The sequence below is a fragment of the Paraburkholderia sp. J67 genome, assembly GCF_905220265.1.
Classification (GTDB): domain Bacteria; phylum Pseudomonadota; class Gammaproteobacteria; order Burkholderiales; family Burkholderiaceae; genus Paraburkholderia.
Genome location: NZ_CAJMZK010000024.1, coordinates 54,274 through 71,178 on the forward strand (window position 1 = coordinate 54,274; position 16,905 = coordinate 71,178).

A 16,905-nucleotide genomic window follows, 5' to 3' on the forward strand; every position below is an offset into this window, starting at 1 on the left:
GCGCGCAAGCGCTCAAAGCTCGTTCGCAATCCGCCGGTAGCCGCGCACGAGGCGATTATTCGTCTGCGCGACGTCTTCCGAAAATTCAGCGGCGCTCGCCGAAACCTTCGGGATCGTCGCCAGATCCGTCGCGGGTCCGATGCGCAGTGTCGAGGGCACATAAAAGCCTGCGGGAAGATCGCAGCCATCCACCACCGCGTTGTGGCGCACCACGCACCCCGCGCCGACCGAGCAATTGAACAGCACGCTATTGAAGCCGATAAACACGCGATCGCCCACACTGCACGGGCCATGCACGATCGCACGATGAGCAATCGACGTATGGCTGCCGATCGTCACCGCCGCACCCGACTTCGAGTGAATCACTACGCCATCCTGAATATTCGAATGCGCGCCGATAACGATGGGCTCGATCTCGCCGCGCGCATCGGTTTCGTCGGCGCGAATCACCGCATACGGGCCGATAAAGACATCTTCCGCGACGACTACACGACCACACAGGATCGCGGTCGGGTCGACGAATGCACTTTCATGCACCACGGGCAGATCGCCACGCGGGTTCTTTCTGATCATGTCTCCGTGTCCTCACCAGATGACGTTGCTTGCGTGTGCTTCGGGCACCGTGCCGCCCCACGCCGGGAACGGATCGTCAAAGCTCTCCCATGTCTGCGGCCCGGTTGCCATTTCTGCGTCGTCGAGCAGGCAGGCGTCCAGGCGGCGGCGCAGCGCCGTCTCGTCCATATCGATGCCGATCAGCACCAACTCCTGGCGCGCATCGCCCACGCTTTCGTCCCAGTTTTCGTCGATGAACGCGAGAGACTCCTCATCGGTGGGCCAATGCGCCTTCGGCACGGCGGCCCACCAGAGGCCGGCCGCACCGTGGCGGCACACCGAGCCCGCCTGCGACCACGAACCCGCATGCGCGGGCCGGCTCGCGAGCCAGAAAAAACCCTTTGAGCGCACCACGCCCGGCCATTCGCTATTCACAAGCGCCCAGAAACGCTGCGGATGCATCGGACGACGCGCGCGCCAGACGAAGCTGCCGATGCCGTATTCCTCGGTCTCCGGCGTATGTTCGCCGCGCAATTCCTGAAGCCAGCCTGGCGCCTTCGCAGCCTCATCGAAGTCGAACAGTTTCGTGTCGAGCACGCGATCGAGCGGCACCCGGCCGAACTCGGCGATCTCGATGCGCGCACGCGGATTCAGCCCACGCAGAATGGCGATCAGGCGCGCGCGGCCAGCCGCGTCGATCAGATCGATCTTGTTGACGACCATGACATCGCAGAACTCGATCTGCTCGATCAGGAGATCGGCCACGGTGCGCTGATCCTCTTCGCCCAGCGACTCGCCGCGTGCCTCCAGGCTGTCCTGCGAGCCATAGTCGTTCAGGAAGTTGAACGCGTCGATCACGGTCACCATCGTGTCGAGCCGCGCTATATCGGACAGGCTCTGACCGTGTTCGTCGGCGAAGGTAAAGGTCTCGGCCACGGGCAGCGGCTCCGAAATACCTGTCGATTCGATCACCAACTGGTCGAAACGCCCCGCTTTCGCGAGCTGTTCGACCTCCAGCAGCAAATCCTCGCGCAAGGTGCAGCAGATACAGCCGTTGCTCATTTCGACGAGCTTTTCGTCCGTGCGCGAGAGCTGCGCGCCGCCGTCACGCACGAGCGTCGCGTCGATGTTCACCTCGCTCATGTCATTGACGATGACGGCCACGCGGCGCCCTTCGCGATTGTTCAGGATGTGGTTCAGCAGCGTGGTCTTGCCGGCGCCGAGGAAGCCGGAAAGCACCGTCACCGGCAGTCGAGAGTCCATGAGGCGGCTCCTTTTCGTTCTGTGTGGGATGGCAATTTCGGAAATGTTATAACATAACAAAAAAGAACACCACCCACTTGCCTTGGCCGACGCCCCGTCGCGTCACGCCCATCGGCGATAATTGATGTCTCCCTGTCTGACGCCGCCCCCTTCACACCGATGAAATCGCATCTCCACGCCATCGCCACGGCACTGGCCGCCGCCGCCCTGTTCGGCGCCGCCACGCCACTCGCCAAGGCGCTGCTCGGCTCGCTGACGCCCTTCATGGTGGCCGGCCTCTTCTATCTGGGCAGCGGTGTCGGGCTTGCGCTCGCGATGCTCGTGCGCAGGTTGCGCCGCCGCGTCGGCGCCCCGCCTGACCACGCGCCGCTGCGCCTCGCCGAAGCACCGTGGCTTGCCGGAGCAATCGTCGCAGGTGGCGTAGCCGGCCCCGCCCTGCTGATGCTCGGGCTCGTCACCACGCCCGCGGCCACGAGCGCACTGCTGCTCAACCTCGAAGGCGTGCTGACGGCGCTGATCGCCTGGGTGTGCTTTCGCGAAAACTTCGACGCGCAGATCGCGCTGGGGATGGCCGCCATCGTCGCGGGCGGCGTGCTGCTTTCGTGGAGCGGGCCGCACGCGGGCGTGGCGCCTGGCGCCTTGTTCGTGGTGGGCGCGTGCCTGTGCTGGGCGATCGACAACAACCTCACCCGCAAGGTGTCCGCCAACGACGCCATGACGATCGCCTGCCTCAAAGGGCTCGTGGCCGGGCCAGTCAATCTGCTGGTGGCCTTCTGGCTGGGCGCGCACTGGCCCGATGGCGCGCGCATCGCAGCCGCAATGGCCGTGGGGTTCGCGGGCTACGGCGTGAGCCTCGTGCTGTTCGTAGTCGCGCTGCGCAACCTTGGCACGGCGCGCACCGGCGCGTATTTCTCGGTGGCGCCGCTGTTTGGCGTGGCGCTTTCGCTGGTGCTCTGGCCGCAACGGCCGGCGCTGACGTTCTGGGCCGCGCTGGCGCTGATGGCGCTGGGCGTCTGGCTGCACGTGCGTGAGCGTCACGAGCACGAACACACGCACGATCTGCTCGACCATACGCACCGACATCGGCACGACGCCCATCATCGGCATGAACACGATTTCGACTGGGACGGCACCGAACCGCACACGCATGCGCACCGGCATCTGCCGATCACGCATACACATGCGCATTTTCCGGATGTGCATCACCGCCATTCGCACTAGTCGCCGCTGCCTGCCGGAGCGCGCATACTGACGCCTTCCCGGGCATTCGGACCATTCGACCAGGAAACGCCACAATGGCTTCCCTCTACCGCGAAATTCCGCTGGCCAGCGACGCGGCACGCGCCTGGGCCACGCTGCGCGACTCGCGCAATATCGCGCGCGTGTTCGCGGGCGTGCTCACCGACGTGCAGGTGGAGGGCGATATGCGCAATGTGACGTTTGCGAACGGCAACGTGGTGCAGGAGCGCATCGTGACCGTCGACGATGCGCGCATGCGCGTGGCCTATACGGTGTGCGGGCCGAACTTCGAGCAACATGCGGCATCGATGCAGATAGTGGCGGATGAGGCTGACGAACAGGGCGAGCGTTGCCGCCTGTTGTGGGTCTGCGACTTTCTGCCCGACGAGCGGCGCGCACTGGTCGAACCGCTGATGGACGCGGGCTGCGCAGCGGCAGCGCGTAGTCTTTCTATAGAGAGGGGTTAGTGCACCGCCCTTTCTTCTTCCGCTTCGGTAGCGAAACCCCAATCGCCATGTTCGAGCCAATCCTCGCCGAGTAGTTCGACAGGATGCTGTGTGCGCGATGAACCATTGCCACAACTAAGCGAGTTCGCAGGGCAATAGCGATCGCAGCCCCAGCAGACGCGTTCGGGATGCGCGGGACGAAGCGGAATCTTTTTGGCCATGATGGGTAAGCGGGTGCATGGTGGACAGTCATTCATTTTAGGAAGCCCTCCGGGCTGCTCCAGAGACGCATTGCCGCATGCGTTTTGCGTACCTTCGCCGCCACTGTCCATCGCGGTTCCGCCGTGCATGCCTTACGGACGCGTGCAAATAACGTTTGCATACCACTACGTTTACCCTATTCGCGGAAGGTTCGCGCGCTTGACTGTTAGTTGCACTTTTCGCCTGAACGGCAAGCATTCCCCATCTCCACGTCCAGCGTCTTCGAACGCGAAATTTCGGAGCCCGCGCTATCATGCGACGCTCTGCAAAACGGCCGTCCCGGTTCACCCGATGTCTAGCTTACGGTTGCATTTCGCCTCGGTGGCCGGTACGGCTATCGCATTCATCCTTTCGCTGTGGCTCAACGAAGTGATCTTCACGCACTCCGAATTCGTGCGCGGCGTGAACTGGATCTACCTGCCCTCTGGCATCCGCCTGCTGAGCACACTGCTGCTTGGCGCGGATGGCGCGCTCGGCCTGCTGGTCGCGGGCCTGATCGTCGATTTCGCGTACTTCTTTCCGCATGATCCCTTGCGCGCTATCGTCGGCGCCTTCATCGGCGCGAGCGCACCGTATGCGGTCTACCGGATTGCGCTGGAGCGCTTCGACCTGAAGGCCTCGCTTGCGAATCTCACACCCAGACGCCTGCTCGTGCTGGCCTGCGCCTACTCGATCGCGAGCCCGCTCCTGCACCATCTCTGGTTCGCCCTGTGCGGCGACACACAGCATTTCGCCGAGCGCTTCTTCGTCATGGTGTGCGGCGATCTGGCCGGCGCGATCATCGTGCTCTACTCCGCAAAGGGCTTGCTGATGCTTCTGCGACCACGCGACAAGACGGCGCAATGCCGTTGAGACCGTTGAGCAGGCGGGCGGCTTAGCCAGTCGCCCGATATCAAACACCCTCCCCCTCACCGCAATTTCTCCAAAGCAGACCGCAACCTCGCCCAGGACGGACTGCTACCCCATTTCCTAAGCTAGGGTCGGTTCGCCAGACCGCTTTTCGCAGGAATCTCAGGAGAGATTGTGGATACCGCATCCCTACAACAGGACTCATTGCGCCAGCCGGACTGCGCCACGCGCACCCGCGGGGAATGCCCCGGCACGTTTGGCGAACTCTTGCAGGGCGTGTTGCCGGACAACCGGCATTTTCTGGTCACGCTGCCGATCGCCGCGCGCAGCGTGGTCGAATTCGAGCCAGCGCCCACCGACCGCATCACCGCCAGCATCGGCCATAAAACCAAGTCATGCCGCGCCGTGCAGGACTTTCTGCGCATCTTCGGCATGCCGCCGGGCGGCGTGCTGCATTTCATGTCCGGATTGCCGGTGGGCAAAGGGCTCGCGAGTTCGTCGTCGGATATGGTCGCCGCGATTCGCGCAGCCGCGAAGCACTACCGGCTCGAAGCCGCGCCCGAAATCATCGAGCTGATCCTGCGCTTCATCGAGCCCACCGACGGCGTGATGTACGACGGCATCGTGTCGTTCTTCCACCGTGAAGTGATGCTCGACGAAAAAATCGGCCCGGCCCCGCGCTTCACCATCGTCAGCGCGGATCGCGGCGGTGAATGCAACACGCTGCAATTCAACCGTATCCGCCGCGAAACGCCGCCCGTCGTGCAGCAGGAATATGCCGAACTGCTCGAACGACTGAAGACCGCCGTGCGCGCGCACGACATGCGAAGCATCGGCGTCATCGCCACGCGCAGTTGCGAGCTGTCGCAGACGGCCAATCCTCACCCGCATCTGGGCGTGATGCAAAAGCTCTGCGCCGACCTCGGCGCGCTGGGCCTCGTGGCCACGCATTCGGGTACCTGCCTCGGCCTGCTGCTCGACGCCAACACGAAACGCGCCGAACGCGAGGCCGCACAGCAGGCCAGCATCGCGCTCGATCGGCTCGCGTGGCACGGCATCGAAACCCGCCAATTCACCACTGCATAGGACGATTTCATGCTCCGCTACGAGTCATCGCTCGACGCGATGCGCGACGCGACGCTGTTCCCCATCGACGCGCAGTTGCATATGCTGGCGTTCAAGGCAATGAAGATCGTCCCGGCGAACTACATCATCAGGACAGCGTATCAACGCGGCGACCTGCAACCGGGTGCGACGGTCGTGGAAACCTCCAGCGGCAATTTCGCGCTGGGCATGGCGATCGTCTGCAACCGGCTCGGCCATCCCTTCGTGGCGATCGGCGATCCGGCCATCGACCCGGCCTACCGGCGTCAACTCGAAATGCTCGGCGGCCGCGTCGAGATCATCACGGACAAGAAAGGCCGCCAGGGCTATCAGCAAGCGCGGCTCGACCGTCTGCAAGAAATTCTCGCGGGCGAACCCGGCGCGTTCTGGTGCCGGCAATACGACAACGAGGACAACGCGCGCGCCTATAGCAGCGTCGCGCGCGAACTGCTCGGTGCGATCGGCGCGCGTCTGGTGCTGGTCGCGCCGGTGGGCTCCGGCGGATCGAGCTGCGGCATGGCCACGGCGCTGCGCGAGTCCGGTGCGCAATGCACGCTGATCGGCGTGGACACCTTCAACAGCATCCTGTTCGGCCAGGCCGACGGCCCGCGCAAGCTGCGTGGACTCGGCAACACCATCATGCCGAAGAACCTGCGCCACACGCTGTTCGACGATGTGCACTGGGTCAGCGCCGAACTCGCCGACCATTACACGCGCACGCTCTACCGCGAAGCCGGCCACTTTCGCGGCCCGACGACGGGCGCCGCCAGCGCCGCCGCCCACTACGCGCGCGTGCACTACCCCGGCCAGCCGATCGTGTTCCTGAGCCCCGACGACGGCACGCGTTATGTGGACACCACCTACGCAAGCGATCCCGGCGGGGCCGAATTCGCGGGCACCGTGCCCGTGCGCATCGCCGAGCCGCGCGCGTATGCGCCCGACACGCACTGGGCCTGGATGCACTGGAACCGGGCGGACATCAACCACTATCGCTAAGACATGGCCATCGTCTATCTGGAATCGAACACGACCGGCTTCGGCCAGCAATTGCTCGCAGCGTCGGCGCGCTATGACGACGTCTATTTCCTCGTGCGCGATCGCGCCCGCTACGCGTTCTGCGCGCAGCTAGACGCGACGATCCGCGTAATCGATTGCGACACTACATCGTTCGATGCGGTCTGGAACGTCCTCCAGCGCCTCGACGGCATCCGCCTCGTGGCCTCGACGAGCGACGCCTGCATCGAAATGGCCGCACGCGTAGCCGAGCGCCTGGGCCTGCCAGGCAACCCGGCCGCCACGGTCGCGCTATGCCGCGACAAGCTGCTGATGCAGGACACGCTGCGCGCAGCGCGCGTGCCCTACCCCGCGACCCGCGCCGTTCGCACTCCCGACGACACACAGGATTTACGCTGGCCCGTCGTGGTCAAGCCGCGCCAGGGCACCGGCAGCATCGGCGTGCGGCTCGTCGAAACCGTTCAGGAATTCGAGCGCCATTTCCGGGGCGACACGATCTGCCAGCACTTCGTGCCAGGTGCCGAATACTCGGTGGAGACCTTCAGCGATGCACGCGGGCATCATGTGCTGGGCGTCACGCGCAAAAGCGTGACCGCGCCGCCGCATTTCCTCGAACTGGCGCATGTCTTCCCGGCCGCACTCGACGACACGACGCACACGCGCATCGCCGACACTGTGCGCCGCGCGCTCGACGCCGTGGGTTATCGCTTCGGCCCCGCGCATACCGAACTCAAGGTCGACGGCGCCAGCGTCACCCTCATCGAAATCAACGCGCGCTTCGCTGGCGGCATGATTCCGCGCCTCATGGAGCGCTCGTACGGTTGGTGCATGCCCGACCTCTACATCCGCAGCCATCTCACGGCGCAGTGCCAGTTCATCGTGCCCGAGCCGCCGCTGCATAGCGCCGTCGCGTTCATCGTGCCGGAGATCTGCCGCAGCTATGCGGGTCTCGACTTTCCCGTCGATGCGGACGAAGCGGGCTTATTCGCCACGCACGGCATCAACGTGGGCAAGTTCGACTTCTCGGACCGCGCCGGCTACGTGATCGCCACGGCGCGCACGCCGGATGAAGCGCTGAACCGCGCCGAATCGCTACGCGATCGCACGCAAGTGCTGTATCTCGAAGCCGACGACGCCCTGCCCGACGCCGCAACCATTCATTCGATCGTCTACGACGCCCGATCGCCCCGCTTCGGACAGCTGATCGATAGCCTGATCCCCATCGAAAAGGCGCATCTGACAATGTTGCGCGAGCAACAGCTTCTCGACGCCGACCGTTTCGCGGCGCTACGCGAAGCCCTGCTTGCGCTTGAAGCCGATCCGCAGCTTCTGGACGCCCACCGTTCGGGACGCGGCGTGTACTTCGACTACGAGCATTACGTGATCGCGCGCTGCGGGCGCGACACGGGCGGCGCGATCCAGACGGCGCGCTCGCGCAACGACATCAACAGTGCGCATCTGCACCTGACCCTGCGAGCCGCCCTGGCGGCGGTCGTGGCCCGCACGCTCACACTCGCCGATACGGCCGCGCGCCGCGCCGAAGACGGCTTCGACACGCTGCTGCCGATCTACAGCCAGTACCAGACCGCCATGCCGGGATCGGTCGCGCACTATCTGGCGGCCCAATGCGAAATCCTGCTCGGCACACTCGATGCGCTGACCGCACTGCGCGATCAACCTCAGACTTCGCCACTCGGCGCTTGCGCGGGGGCGGGCACCAGCTTCGCCACCGATACGGCCCGCACCGCCGCGCTGCTCGGCTTCGCGGGCGGCCCGCTCAACTCGCTGGCCGCCATCAGCGACAAGAATCTCGCCCAGCGCGGCGCGGCGGCGCTGACCGAATTGAGCGGCAATCTCAACCGCATCGCCTGCGATCTGCAATTGTGGACCATGCGCGAAGTCGGCATCGCGGTGCTGCCCGATGCGATGTACGGCGGCTCCTCGAACATGCCGCAAAAGCGCAATCCCTGGCTGCTCGAATGGCTGCGGCTCGCGCACGAGCAGAACTTCGGCAAGCTGATCGCGGCGATCTCCTCACTCTCGCATCTGCCGACCGGCAACTCGTATCAGGCAAGCCGTTCGGCGCTGGAAACGGTCGTCGAGATCGCCACCCAGGTGCTCGACATGCTGAGCGTGCTGACCTATGCGCTCGACGGCATCCGCTTCGACGCCGATGCCGCGCGCGACGCACTCTTCAACGGCAACGCCTGCGCGACGCTCGCGGCCGAAGCGCTCGTGCAGCAAGGCTTTGCAACCTTCCGCGACGCACACGGCGCCGTCGCGCAAGCGCTCACGGCAACGGCCGCCGAAATCGACGCCACGCCGTTGCTGCTCGACGCCGCGCGCGCGCTCGACGACGCCGAACACGCCTTGCAGACCGACACGCTGCCCGAGCGTCTGGCCTACGGCGCAGGGCCTGGCCGCAAGCCCACGTCCGCGCATCTGGACAGCATCGGCGCGCGCCTGCACGCCGCGCGGCGCGACCATCTGGCCCATCGCTCGCGCCGCGCGGCCGCGCGAGCCGCACTCGATCAACGATTCAGGACTGCAAGCTGATGCCTTCCATCACCGTACTTTGCTCCGACGGTCCCCATCACCTGTACCTCGCCGCAGCCATTCTGGAAACCTTCGGAGAGCTACGCATCATCGTCGAACCATCGCATGCGCAGGCACGCGAGCTGCGCCGCCGCGGTCTCTATCGTTCGTGGTTCTGGACGCATTATCACGATCTGCGCCGCAAACTGTTTGGCTACGATCGCTTGCGGCGCGACTACTTCCGCCACACGCGCGGCCCGCGCACATGGCGGGAACTGCGCGCGCATCCGGGCGTGCATTACATCGAAGCCACCTCGATCAACCATGCAAGCGTGACCGAGGCCTTGCGCGCCGCGCAGTCCGACGCGTACATCGTGATGGGCACGAAGCGCATCGGCGAAACCGTGCTGGCCGAAATTCCCACGCGCCACATCGTCAACCTGCACGGCGGCCATCTGCCCGAGTACAAAGGCAATCACTGCTTCTTCTTCGCGTTGCATCACGGCGATCTCGACAAACTCAGCACCACCGTGCATCGCGTTGCATCCGGGCTCGATACCGGCGAGATTGTGTTTCGCCATTCGGTGCAATACGTGGCGGGCGATAGTTCGGAATCGCTCTACTCTCGCGCCGAGCGCGGCGCAATCGACCGCCTGGTCGAGCGGCTCGTGCGCGAACCCGACGTGAGCCGCTGGCCCAGCGAAGCGCAAGCGCCCGTTGGCAGGACATGGCGCATGCGCGACCGCGGTCCCCGTGTCGAACTGACCCACCATCTCGTGCGTCGCCCGCGACACGAAGCGCGTGCGCTCGCGCGCGCGGGCAGCACCGAAACGGAAGGCCTGCACTGATGGACAAGCTGATCCCCCAGCTCGCGCAGATCGCGCTGTTTTCGATCCCGCTCACGCTATCGCCCGGGCCCAACAATCTGATGATGACGGCCAATTGCGCGCGCTTCGGCTACCGGCGCACGCTGCCTTCGCTGGCCGGTGTGTCGGCGGGCGTCATCGCGCTGTTCCTGCTGGTCGCACTGGGGCTGGGCGGCGTGCTCATCGAGCATCCGCAACTGCATATCGCCCTCAAGGCCGTGGGCAGCGCCTACATTCTCTATCTGTCGTGGCGGCTTTTTTCGGCGCGCGGGTCCGCGAGCGGCGCCGAAGCCGGCGAGCGTCCCGTGACGTTTTCACAGGCTGCGCTCCTGCAGATCGTCAACCCGAAAATCTGGCTGCTCGCGCTCGCCGCATGCTCGACGTTCCTGCCGCTCACGGGCCACTTTGTTGCTGATGCAACCATACTCGCGCTCACGCTCGGTGTGATCTTCTTTCCCTGCAATTCGCTCTGGGCGCTATTTGGCCTGTTGATGCGCCAGGCGTTGCGCGGCCGCTCCCTCCAGCGCGTCATGGCGCTCGTCACGGCTTCGTCCATTCTCTTTTTGTTGTACTGATGAAATCATCCCGATCATGACCGATCGCACCACCCCCACCCTCGTCCTCGCGATGTGCGTGGACGAACGCTTCGACCCTGTTGCGTCCTCCGTGCTTGCGGCGCTCGAACAGGCCGCCACGCTCACCGACAGCCCCGTCACCGTCGATGGCCGCCCCGCGCTCTACACGCAGCGCGCCCGGCGTCGCCTCGAAATACTGCGGCTCGACACCGTGCTGAGCCACGACTATCGCCGCTACGCGCCAACGCTTGCCGCCGCCTACCCGCACGCCGAAGCCGTCGTCGTGGTGAACTGGCATGAGGGCAGCCGCGCACCCGACAACATCTTCACGATCCAGACGACCGGCGACATGGCGAGCGGCACGTTCAGCCCCGTCGACCCGGCCTTCACGCGCGCGCTGTTCCTCGCGGTCGAGCACGAGCGCCAACGCGCGGAACTCGACACGTTTTCCACCTGGATGGAGGCGACGCACTGGTCGGGCACCCTGTTCGCCTCGCAGCCCGGCGAGTTGATCGGCGCGCTGGCCATGCCCGTGATCGACCTCGAAATCGGCAGCGCCCCGGATGCGTGGTCGAACCGCCGCGCAGCCCAGGTCCTTGCGCGCGCGCTGCTCGCGGTCTGCGATGGGCCGATCGGGCCGATTGGGACGAGTACGGCGTCCGATGCGCTCGTTTCGTTGCTCTGCGTGGGCGGCATCCATTTCGAGCCCGCTTTTACGCAATTGCTGCTCGAGCACGGCGAAAGTCAGCGGCTGGCGCTCTCGCATATCCTCCCGAACCACTGGCTGGTCGCGCACGAGTACGACAGCGAAGCGCGCTTCGACGCCTTGCTCGCGTGCGCGCAATCGATCCGCGGCGGCGTCGACGCCATCGCCTATCACGACAATCTCAAGGGGAGTTTCAAGCAGCAGTGCAAGCGGCTCGCGGCACATCTGGGCGTGCCTGCACTCTCGCACCGCAAACTGCGCACGCCGGATCTGCGCGGCGTGATCCGCGAATCCATGAACGCATTCGCAGCGCAACCCGGCTAACGCTCGCGAACCTCGCTCGGCGCGTAGCCGAAGTGACGCCGGAATGCCGTGGAAAACTGGCTATGTTGCGCATAACCGCATTCGAGCGCGATCATCGAGATTTTCAGGTTCGAGGTGCCGAGCAACTCCTGCGCGCGCTGCATGCGCATCTGCGTGAGCATGGCGTGCGGAGACTGACCGAAGGTCTGGGTAAATTTGCGCAGGAAGTGGTAACGGCTGACGTTGACGAGCGTGGCGAGTTGTTCGAGGCGCACGGTTTCCGCGAGATTGTCGGCCAGATAGTCGCGAATCAGCGCGCGCTGGCGCAGGGTGAAGCAGCCGCGTGCGGCGCGCCCGTGCGCTTCGAGACCTGTCGAGGAATACGCCTTGACGGCATTGAGCAGAATCCAGCTCACCACGCCGTCGATGCCAAGCGACATCGACGAATCGCTCCAGTCCGCGTGGGCGACGCTGCGCGCGGCGGCACTGATGACCGGCGAGGCTTCCTGGAACGCCTCGCGAAAACGCAGCGCATCGACCGAGCCGCCGAGCGATTCGAGCAACCCGGTTTCGAAGCCACGCGGATCGAAGTACAGATGGAGGAAATTCAGCCGGCCGCTGATGCGCCACTGCGAGCGCCCCTCGCCGACCGGAAACAGGCAGATGGCGTCCTTGAAGCCACGGCGCACGATCTTGTCGCCGCGAATCTGGCTACAGTTCTCTCCATCCGACAAATATATGCTCAATACATTTTCCGGCGAACCTTCATAAGCCGTAAAGGTATTGCTGCCCGTCCATTCGGAAAGCACGACGCCCGAGGGCAGGCGCGCCGTACGGACCAGTTCGGCGCCCGCCGTCGTCAGTGCGCCCCGTAAATTAACCGAATCAGATCGCTGCATGTCGTCGCTGCAAGTCGTGTCAGGAGGCGAAAGCGCGGCAGCGGCGCACCAGAACAGGTGCACCCGGAGAGAAATGCCGCGATCTACCATATTACCGAAAAAGTTTCCGGTCTCGCCTTGCGACATGCAACGCCGGTCATAGCCGCTCGATCGGCCTACCCGACATCATGATATTTTCACGTTAAATACAAAATATACCGGGTGCATAACAATTAAATCATGCCTCCAGATGCACTCCGGCGATGTTGAACACGGCCACCGCCGTACGTAAACCCGCCGCGCCGCCCGCAAGCGTTTGCGCAGCGCCGGCGACCTGCTCGACGAGTGCCGCATTGCGCTGGGTCGCCTCGTCCATTTCCGTCACGGCGCGATTGACCTGCTCGATATCCGTCTTCTGCGCGGCGCACGCAGCGGCGATATTGCCCATGATGCCGGTCAGCTCGTGCACCGAGCGCACGAGTCCGGAAATGCTTTCGCCCGCGTTCGCAGCGAGACGCGACCCCGCCTCGACATGCCCGGCCGATGTGCCGACCAGCGCCCTGACCTCCTTCGCAGCCTGCGCCGTACGCTGGGCAAGCGTGCGCACCTCGCCCGCCACCACGGCGAATCCGCGTCCTTCGGCGCCGGCCCGTGCGGCCTCGACCGCCGCATTGAGTGCGAGGATGTTGGTCTGAAACGCAATGCCCTCGATGACGTTGATGATCTCCGCCACGCGCGCCGAACTGCCCGCAATGTCCTGCATGGTCGAGACCACTCGCCCGACCACCTCGCCGCCCCGGCCCGCCGCTTCGGACGCCGCGCGGGCAATACTGCTGGCGTGTGCCGCATCGGTCGAGCTTTGCGTCACGGCCGTGGTCAGTTCGGCCATGCTGGCCGCAGCGTGTTCGAGCGCGGCGGCCTGCTCGTCCGTGCGCTGCGAGAGGTCCATATTGCCGGCCGCGATCTCGCCCGCACGCACCGCGATCGATTCCGACGAAGTCTTGATCTGCCCGACAATCGACATCAGTTGCAGACGCATCGATTCGAGCGAGGCCATCAGGCTGTGGCTGTCATTGGGCCGTAGCGTCACCGCGACCGCAAGATTGCCGCCCGCTATTTCGCTGGCGAGACGCTGCGCCTCGCCCGGATCGGCGCCAAGCTGCCGCAGCAGACTGCGCGTGATCAGGATCGCAGCCGCCACCCCCGCGCTGAGCGCCGCAACCACGGCAGCCACGGTGACTGCCGCCAGACGCGACCACGTTGCGGCCGCGGCATTGGCGGCATCGCGTGCGCGTCCCTGCTCGAGCGCGAGTAATTGATCCAGCGTGTCCAGCCAGGCAACCTGCTTCGGCCGCAGTTCGTTCAGGAGTACTTTGAGAGCGGCATCCTGATCGTTGGCAAGCGCCCAGTTCATGGCCTCTTTCTCGACGAGCGGCAAAGTCTGCGCCTCCTCGTCACGCAGCGCCGTGTAAAGACGGCGCTCGTCAGCCGTAGTCAGCGGCGAGGCATCGAACAGATGACCGAGTGCGCGATAGTTTTCCGTATAGGAAGCCTCCAGCGCCTTGATCGTCGCCTGTTGTGCATCGACATCGGCTTCATTGGTCATGATCGCCATGTTGCGAATGGCAATCGCAATACCGCTGACTGCGCCACGCAGATTCGTCGCACGCATCGTCTCGGCATCATGGACGTGCACGATGTCGTCGAGCTTGTTGCGGATACTGGCCATGCCGGCCATGCCCACCGCCGACAAGGCGACGAGCATGGCGAGCACGACACCAAAGCCAACTGCCAGCCGTGTGGCAACGCGAGTCTGGGCCATGTCGATCACCGTAGCGTCGAAAGCCGCAGGGGCGCGTTGGCCCGTGCGGCATCGTATGACTTCGATGCCGCCGGGCATGCGCGAACAATGCCTGTAATGCTTATGGGATTTGCCAATGGCCTGCTTGTTGAGCCGGTTCTCATCATTGCCCCGAATGTTGGTCGACAGCACGCAGCGGTGCTGTTTCCTTTGTAGTTGGAGGCTCATGCTAGGGCAGGCCAGGCAGTGGAAATTAATGTATTTTTTTTGTTTTTAGTCGTTAAGACCGGCGCGCTTTGCCGAGCACATCAGGATTGATGGGATTCGGCGGATGGCCCGCCTGCGGCCCTTCGCCGAGTCCCGCCATCAGATTGTCGGCGGCGAGATTCGCCATCGCGCGGCGCGTCGCTTCGGTGGCGCTCGCGATATGCGGCGTGAGCACGACATTCGGTACGGCAAGCAAGTCCGGATGCACGCGCGGTTCGCCCTCGAACACATCAAGCGCGGCCGCGCCGATACGTTTCGCCCGCAGCGCCTCGGCAAGCGCCGCATCGTCGACGATGCCGCCACGCGCGATGTTGGTAAGTGTCGCGCCCGACTTCATGAGCGCAAGTTCAGCCGCGCCGATCGTATGATGGTTTTCGCGCGTGTAGGGCAGAACGAGAACGACATGGTCCGCGATGCGCAGCAGGGCTTCCTTCGACACATATTCCGCATTTAGCTCCGCCTCGATCTGCGGCGCCACGCGCGAACGATTGTGGTAGACAACGCGCATGTTGAAACCGCGCGCGCGACGGGCCAGCGCCTGTCCAATGCGGCCCATGCCGACAATGCCGAGCGTCGAGCCGTGAATATCGGCCCCGAGAAAAGCGTCGTACTGGAACTTCTGCCATTCGCCGGCGCGTAGCCAGTGCTCCGACTCGACCACACGGCGCGCCGCGGCCATCATCAGCGCCCAGCCGAAGTCGGCCACCGATTCATTCAATACGTCCGGCGTATTGGTACCCAGAACATTGACTGCGTTGAATGCTCCCATGTCGAAGTTATTGAAACCCACTGCCATGTTCGAGACGACACGCAAGCGTGGCGCCGCGGCGAGCACGGCAGCGTTGATCAATTCGCCCGCGGTCAGCGCGCCATCCTTGTCTGCCAGGCGCTGCGTCAGTTCAGCGCCGCTGAGCGCATTGCCCTGGTTCCAGTCCACTTCGAAATACTGCTTGAGCCGCTCGATTACGTCGGGAAACGTCGGGCCAGCTACCAGGATCTTCTGCATGCTTGATCTCCACACCACGCACAGCGCCAAAAAGCAGCGCGCTATTAAACGAAACGGCAAACTCGCCCCGCCGCGCCGGCCTATCCCTGCGCGAGAGCCTGAATGCCTGTATCGAGAGTAACGTTTGGCCTGCCCCACAACTGCAAGGAAACTTCCAAACCGGGGCTTTTTACGCATGCATTGCCGTAGAACCATCGTGGCAATCGCGCTTGAGACTGCGATCAATGCGGATTCACGAACACACCGTTGCAAGACGATCGCGAAACGCAAAGTAACAGCCGGTCACCGCCTTGGGCGCCTGAACTTGCGGGTAGTGGCCGACGCCCGGCAATTCCGAAACGTCGGCATGGGGCACCAGTTCACGATAGCGCTCGACCATGTGGTGGCCGGAGATGGGATCGATGGGACCGACAATCAGTTTAAGTGGAATATCTGCCCTTTGGAGCGCGCCTACCCATCTTTCCCGATGCTCGATACGATCGGGAATGTAATTGATGAGTCTATGCATGATTCGCTCGCCGTGTTGCTCGCGTAAAAGATCCCACATCGAGTCGAGTGTTTCGGTATCTGGAGGATAGGATTTCCCAAACACCGCACTCATGTTTTGTGAAATCTTCTTTTTGGTCGTCAGCAACGACACGAGCGGCCCAATCGGCGAGAGCAAAAGCGACTGAATGCGCACACGCCGATGCGTTTCTGGAAAAAGGCCGCCATTGAGGAAACAAACACTTTGGAGCTTCGGCCTCCCGGCGCGCTCGCTATCCCGGGCCAGCATTTCCTGAGCGACCGAGTCGCCATAGTCATGGGCCAGAATATGGAACTCGTCGATATCGCGCAATGCCAGGAAATGATCAAACAGATCGGCCTGATCGAGGATCGAATATGGGTAGTTGCGCGGTTTGTCCGAGAAACCGAAGCCGATCATGTCGAGCGTGAGCAATCGGTAACGCTTGAGCAGATCTGGCCAGACGTGGAGCCAGTCCCACGAGGCCGTCGGAAAGCCGTGAATCAGCAACAGGACAGGCGCATCGCTGCGCCCTTCTTCACGCCAGAAAATCTTGTGGCCACGGTAGATGAATTCGTTACCTTGGGCTTTCCATGCGTCTGTGCTCTGTGTCATGTCTCGCTCCTCCGAATGGAAAACCGGATGGGTTTTTATTGGGTTCCGGGCCGCACATCGCCATACCGGCCATCCGGCAGGTGATGCCCGGTCCCGAAACAGGCTTCGTCTTCGCCTGAA

General features: G+C 64.0%; 16 protein-coding genes. 9 read left to right on the forward strand and 7 right to left on the reverse strand.

What is annotated here, in order from left to right:
- Positions 1–12: 12 nt before the first annotated feature.
- The gene (locus U5782_RS31200) at positions 13–573 is read right to left on the reverse strand and encodes a carbonate dehydratase (protein ID WP_322047726.1); all 561 of its coding nucleotides are present in this window, start codon (positions 571–573) and stop codon (positions 13–15) included.
- Between the two features lie 12 nt (positions 574–585).
- Positions 586–1,815: a zinc metallochaperone GTPase ZigA gene (gene zigA / locus U5782_RS31205; protein ID WP_322047727.1), complete on the reverse strand. Its 1,230-nt coding sequence runs from the start codon at positions 1,813–1,815 to the stop codon at positions 586–588.
- A gap of 159 nt (positions 1,816–1,974) precedes the next feature.
- Here zigA and U5782_RS31210 point away from each other — a divergent pair, with 159 nt between their 5' ends.
- Positions 1,975–3,036, forward strand: a complete 1,062-nt coding sequence (locus U5782_RS31210) for a DMT family transporter (RefSeq protein WP_322047728.1) — start codon at positions 1,975–1,977, stop codon at positions 3,034–3,036.
- A gap of 74 nt (positions 3,037–3,110) precedes the next feature.
- A complete protein-coding gene (locus tag U5782_RS31215; protein ID WP_322047729.1) occupies positions 3,111–3,521 on the forward strand; it encodes an SRPBCC family protein in 411 nt (136 codons plus the stop codon).
- Here U5782_RS31215 and U5782_RS31220 read toward each other — a convergent pair.
- Positions 3,518–3,721, reverse strand: coding sequence for a DUF3079 domain-containing protein (locus tag U5782_RS31220; protein ID WP_322047730.1), 204 nt, complete (start codon positions 3,719–3,721; stop codon positions 3,518–3,520). The genes U5782_RS31215 and U5782_RS31220 overlap by 4 nt on opposite strands.
- 331 nt (positions 3,722–4,052) lie before the next feature.
- Between U5782_RS31220 and U5782_RS31225 the strand changes: the two genes are divergently transcribed.
- The 7 genes from U5782_RS31225 to U5782_RS31255 all read left to right on the forward strand — a co-directional run bounded on the left by U5782_RS31225 (position 4,053) and on the right by U5782_RS31255 (position 11,734).
- Positions 4,053–4,613 carry a hypothetical protein gene (locus U5782_RS31225; protein WP_322047731.1) on the forward strand — a complete coding sequence of 187 codons (561 nt, stop codon included), beginning with the start codon at positions 4,053–4,055 and terminating at the stop codon, positions 4,611–4,613.
- Between the two features lie 171 nt (positions 4,614–4,784).
- Positions 4,785–5,696, forward strand: coding sequence for a GHMP kinase (locus U5782_RS31230; RefSeq protein ID WP_322047732.1), 912 nt, complete (start codon positions 4,785–4,787; stop codon positions 5,694–5,696).
- A gap of 9 nt (positions 5,697–5,705) precedes the next feature.
- Positions 5,706–6,710 carry a pyridoxal-phosphate dependent enzyme gene (locus U5782_RS31235; protein WP_322047733.1) on the forward strand — a complete coding sequence of 335 codons (1,005 nt, stop codon included), beginning with the start codon at positions 5,706–5,708 and terminating at the stop codon, positions 6,708–6,710.
- A 3-nt stretch (positions 6,711–6,713) separates the two neighbouring features.
- Positions 6,714–9,284 carry a lyase family protein gene (locus U5782_RS31240; protein WP_322047734.1) on the forward strand — a complete coding sequence of 857 codons (2,571 nt, stop codon included), beginning with the start codon at positions 6,714–6,716 and terminating at the stop codon, positions 9,282–9,284.
- On the forward strand, positions 9,284–10,111 hold the full coding sequence (locus U5782_RS31245; RefSeq protein WP_322047735.1) for a formyl transferase: 828 nt from the start codon (positions 9,284–9,286) through the stop codon (positions 10,109–10,111). Before U5782_RS31240 ends, U5782_RS31245 begins: the two co-directional genes overlap by 1 nt.
- Positions 10,111–10,704 (forward strand): LysE family translocator, encoded by a 594-nt coding sequence (locus U5782_RS31250; protein ID WP_322047736.1) that lies wholly within the window; start codon positions 10,111–10,113, stop codon positions 10,702–10,704. The genes U5782_RS31245 and U5782_RS31250 overlap by 1 nt, the downstream gene beginning before the upstream one ends.
- Before the next feature lie 16 nt (positions 10,705–10,720).
- Entirely contained in the window at positions 10,721–11,734 is a 1,014-nt protein-coding gene (locus U5782_RS31255; protein WP_322047737.1) for a D-aminoacyl-tRNA deacylase, read from the forward strand.
- Here U5782_RS31255 and U5782_RS31260 read toward each other — a convergent pair.
- From U5782_RS31260 to U5782_RS31275, 4 genes are all read right to left on the reverse strand, one after another.
- Positions 11,731–12,612, reverse strand: a complete 882-nt coding sequence (locus tag U5782_RS31260; protein ID WP_322047738.1) for an AraC family transcriptional regulator — start codon at positions 12,610–12,612, stop codon at positions 11,731–11,733. The two genes, U5782_RS31255 and U5782_RS31260, sit on opposite strands and share 4 nt — an antisense overlap.
- A 217-nt stretch (positions 12,613–12,829) precedes the next feature.
- On the reverse strand, positions 12,830–14,413 hold the full coding sequence (locus U5782_RS31265; RefSeq protein WP_322047739.1) for a methyl-accepting chemotaxis protein: 1,584 nt from the start codon (positions 14,411–14,413) through the stop codon (positions 12,830–12,832).
- A gap of 259 nt (positions 14,414–14,672) precedes the next feature.
- The gene (locus U5782_RS31270; protein WP_322047789.1) at positions 14,673–15,665 is read right to left on the reverse strand and encodes a D-glycerate dehydrogenase; all 993 of its coding nucleotides are present in this window, start codon (positions 15,663–15,665) and stop codon (positions 14,673–14,675) included.
- 232 nt (positions 15,666–15,897) lie between these two features.
- On the reverse strand, positions 15,898–16,785 hold the full coding sequence (locus U5782_RS31275) for an alpha/beta hydrolase (RefSeq protein WP_322047740.1): 888 nt from the start codon (positions 16,783–16,785) through the stop codon (positions 15,898–15,900).
- Between the last annotated feature and the right edge of the window lie 120 nt (positions 16,786–16,905).

What these genes read in the sequence shown, in the direction of transcription:
- U5782_RS31200 (WP_322047726.1), bottom strand. Translation starts at nt 573, where the DNA reads ATGATCAGAAAGAACCCGCGTGGCGATCTGCCCGTGGTGCATGAAAGT.
- zigA (WP_322047727.1), bottom strand. Translation starts at nt 1,815, where the DNA reads ATGGACTCTCGACTGCCGGTGACGGTGCTTTCCGGCTTCCTCGGCGCC.
- U5782_RS31210 (WP_322047728.1), top strand. Translation starts at nt 1,975, where the DNA reads ATGAAATCGCATCTCCACGCCATCGCCACGGCACTGGCCGCCGCCGCC.
- U5782_RS31215 (WP_322047729.1), top strand. Translation starts at nt 3,111, where the DNA reads ATGGCTTCCCTCTACCGCGAAATTCCGCTGGCCAGCGACGCGGCACGC.
- U5782_RS31220 (WP_322047730.1), bottom strand. Translation starts at nt 3,721, where the DNA reads ATGGCCAAAAAGATTCCGCTTCGTCCCGCGCATCCCGAACGCGTCTGC.
- U5782_RS31225 (WP_322047731.1), top strand. Translation starts at nt 4,053, where the DNA reads ATGTCTAGCTTACGGTTGCATTTCGCCTCGGTGGCCGGTACGGCTATC.
- U5782_RS31235 (WP_322047733.1), top strand. Translation starts at nt 5,706, where the DNA reads ATGCTCCGCTACGAGTCATCGCTCGACGCGATGCGCGACGCGACGCTG.
- U5782_RS31240 (WP_322047734.1), top strand. Translation starts at nt 6,714, where the DNA reads ATGGCCATCGTCTATCTGGAATCGAACACGACCGGCTTCGGCCAGCAA.
- U5782_RS31245 (WP_322047735.1), top strand. Translation starts at nt 9,284, where the DNA reads ATGCCTTCCATCACCGTACTTTGCTCCGACGGTCCCCATCACCTGTAC.
- U5782_RS31250 (WP_322047736.1), top strand. Translation starts at nt 10,111, where the DNA reads ATGGACAAGCTGATCCCCCAGCTCGCGCAGATCGCGCTGTTTTCGATC.
- U5782_RS31255 (WP_322047737.1), top strand. Translation starts at nt 10,721, where the DNA reads ATGACCGATCGCACCACCCCCACCCTCGTCCTCGCGATGTGCGTGGAC.
- U5782_RS31260 (WP_322047738.1), bottom strand. Translation starts at nt 12,612, where the DNA reads ATGCAGCGATCTGATTCGGTTAATTTACGGGGCGCACTGACGACGGCG.
- U5782_RS31265 (WP_322047739.1), bottom strand. Translation starts at nt 14,413, where the DNA reads ATGGCCCAGACTCGCGTTGCCACACGGCTGGCAGTTGGCTTTGGTGTC.
- U5782_RS31270 (WP_322047789.1), bottom strand. Translation starts at nt 15,665, where the DNA reads ATGCAGAAGATCCTGGTAGCTGGCCCGACGTTTCCCGACGTAATCGAG.
- U5782_RS31275 (WP_322047740.1), bottom strand. Translation starts at nt 16,785, where the DNA reads ATGACACAGAGCACAGACGCATGGAAAGCCCAAGGTAACGAATTCATC.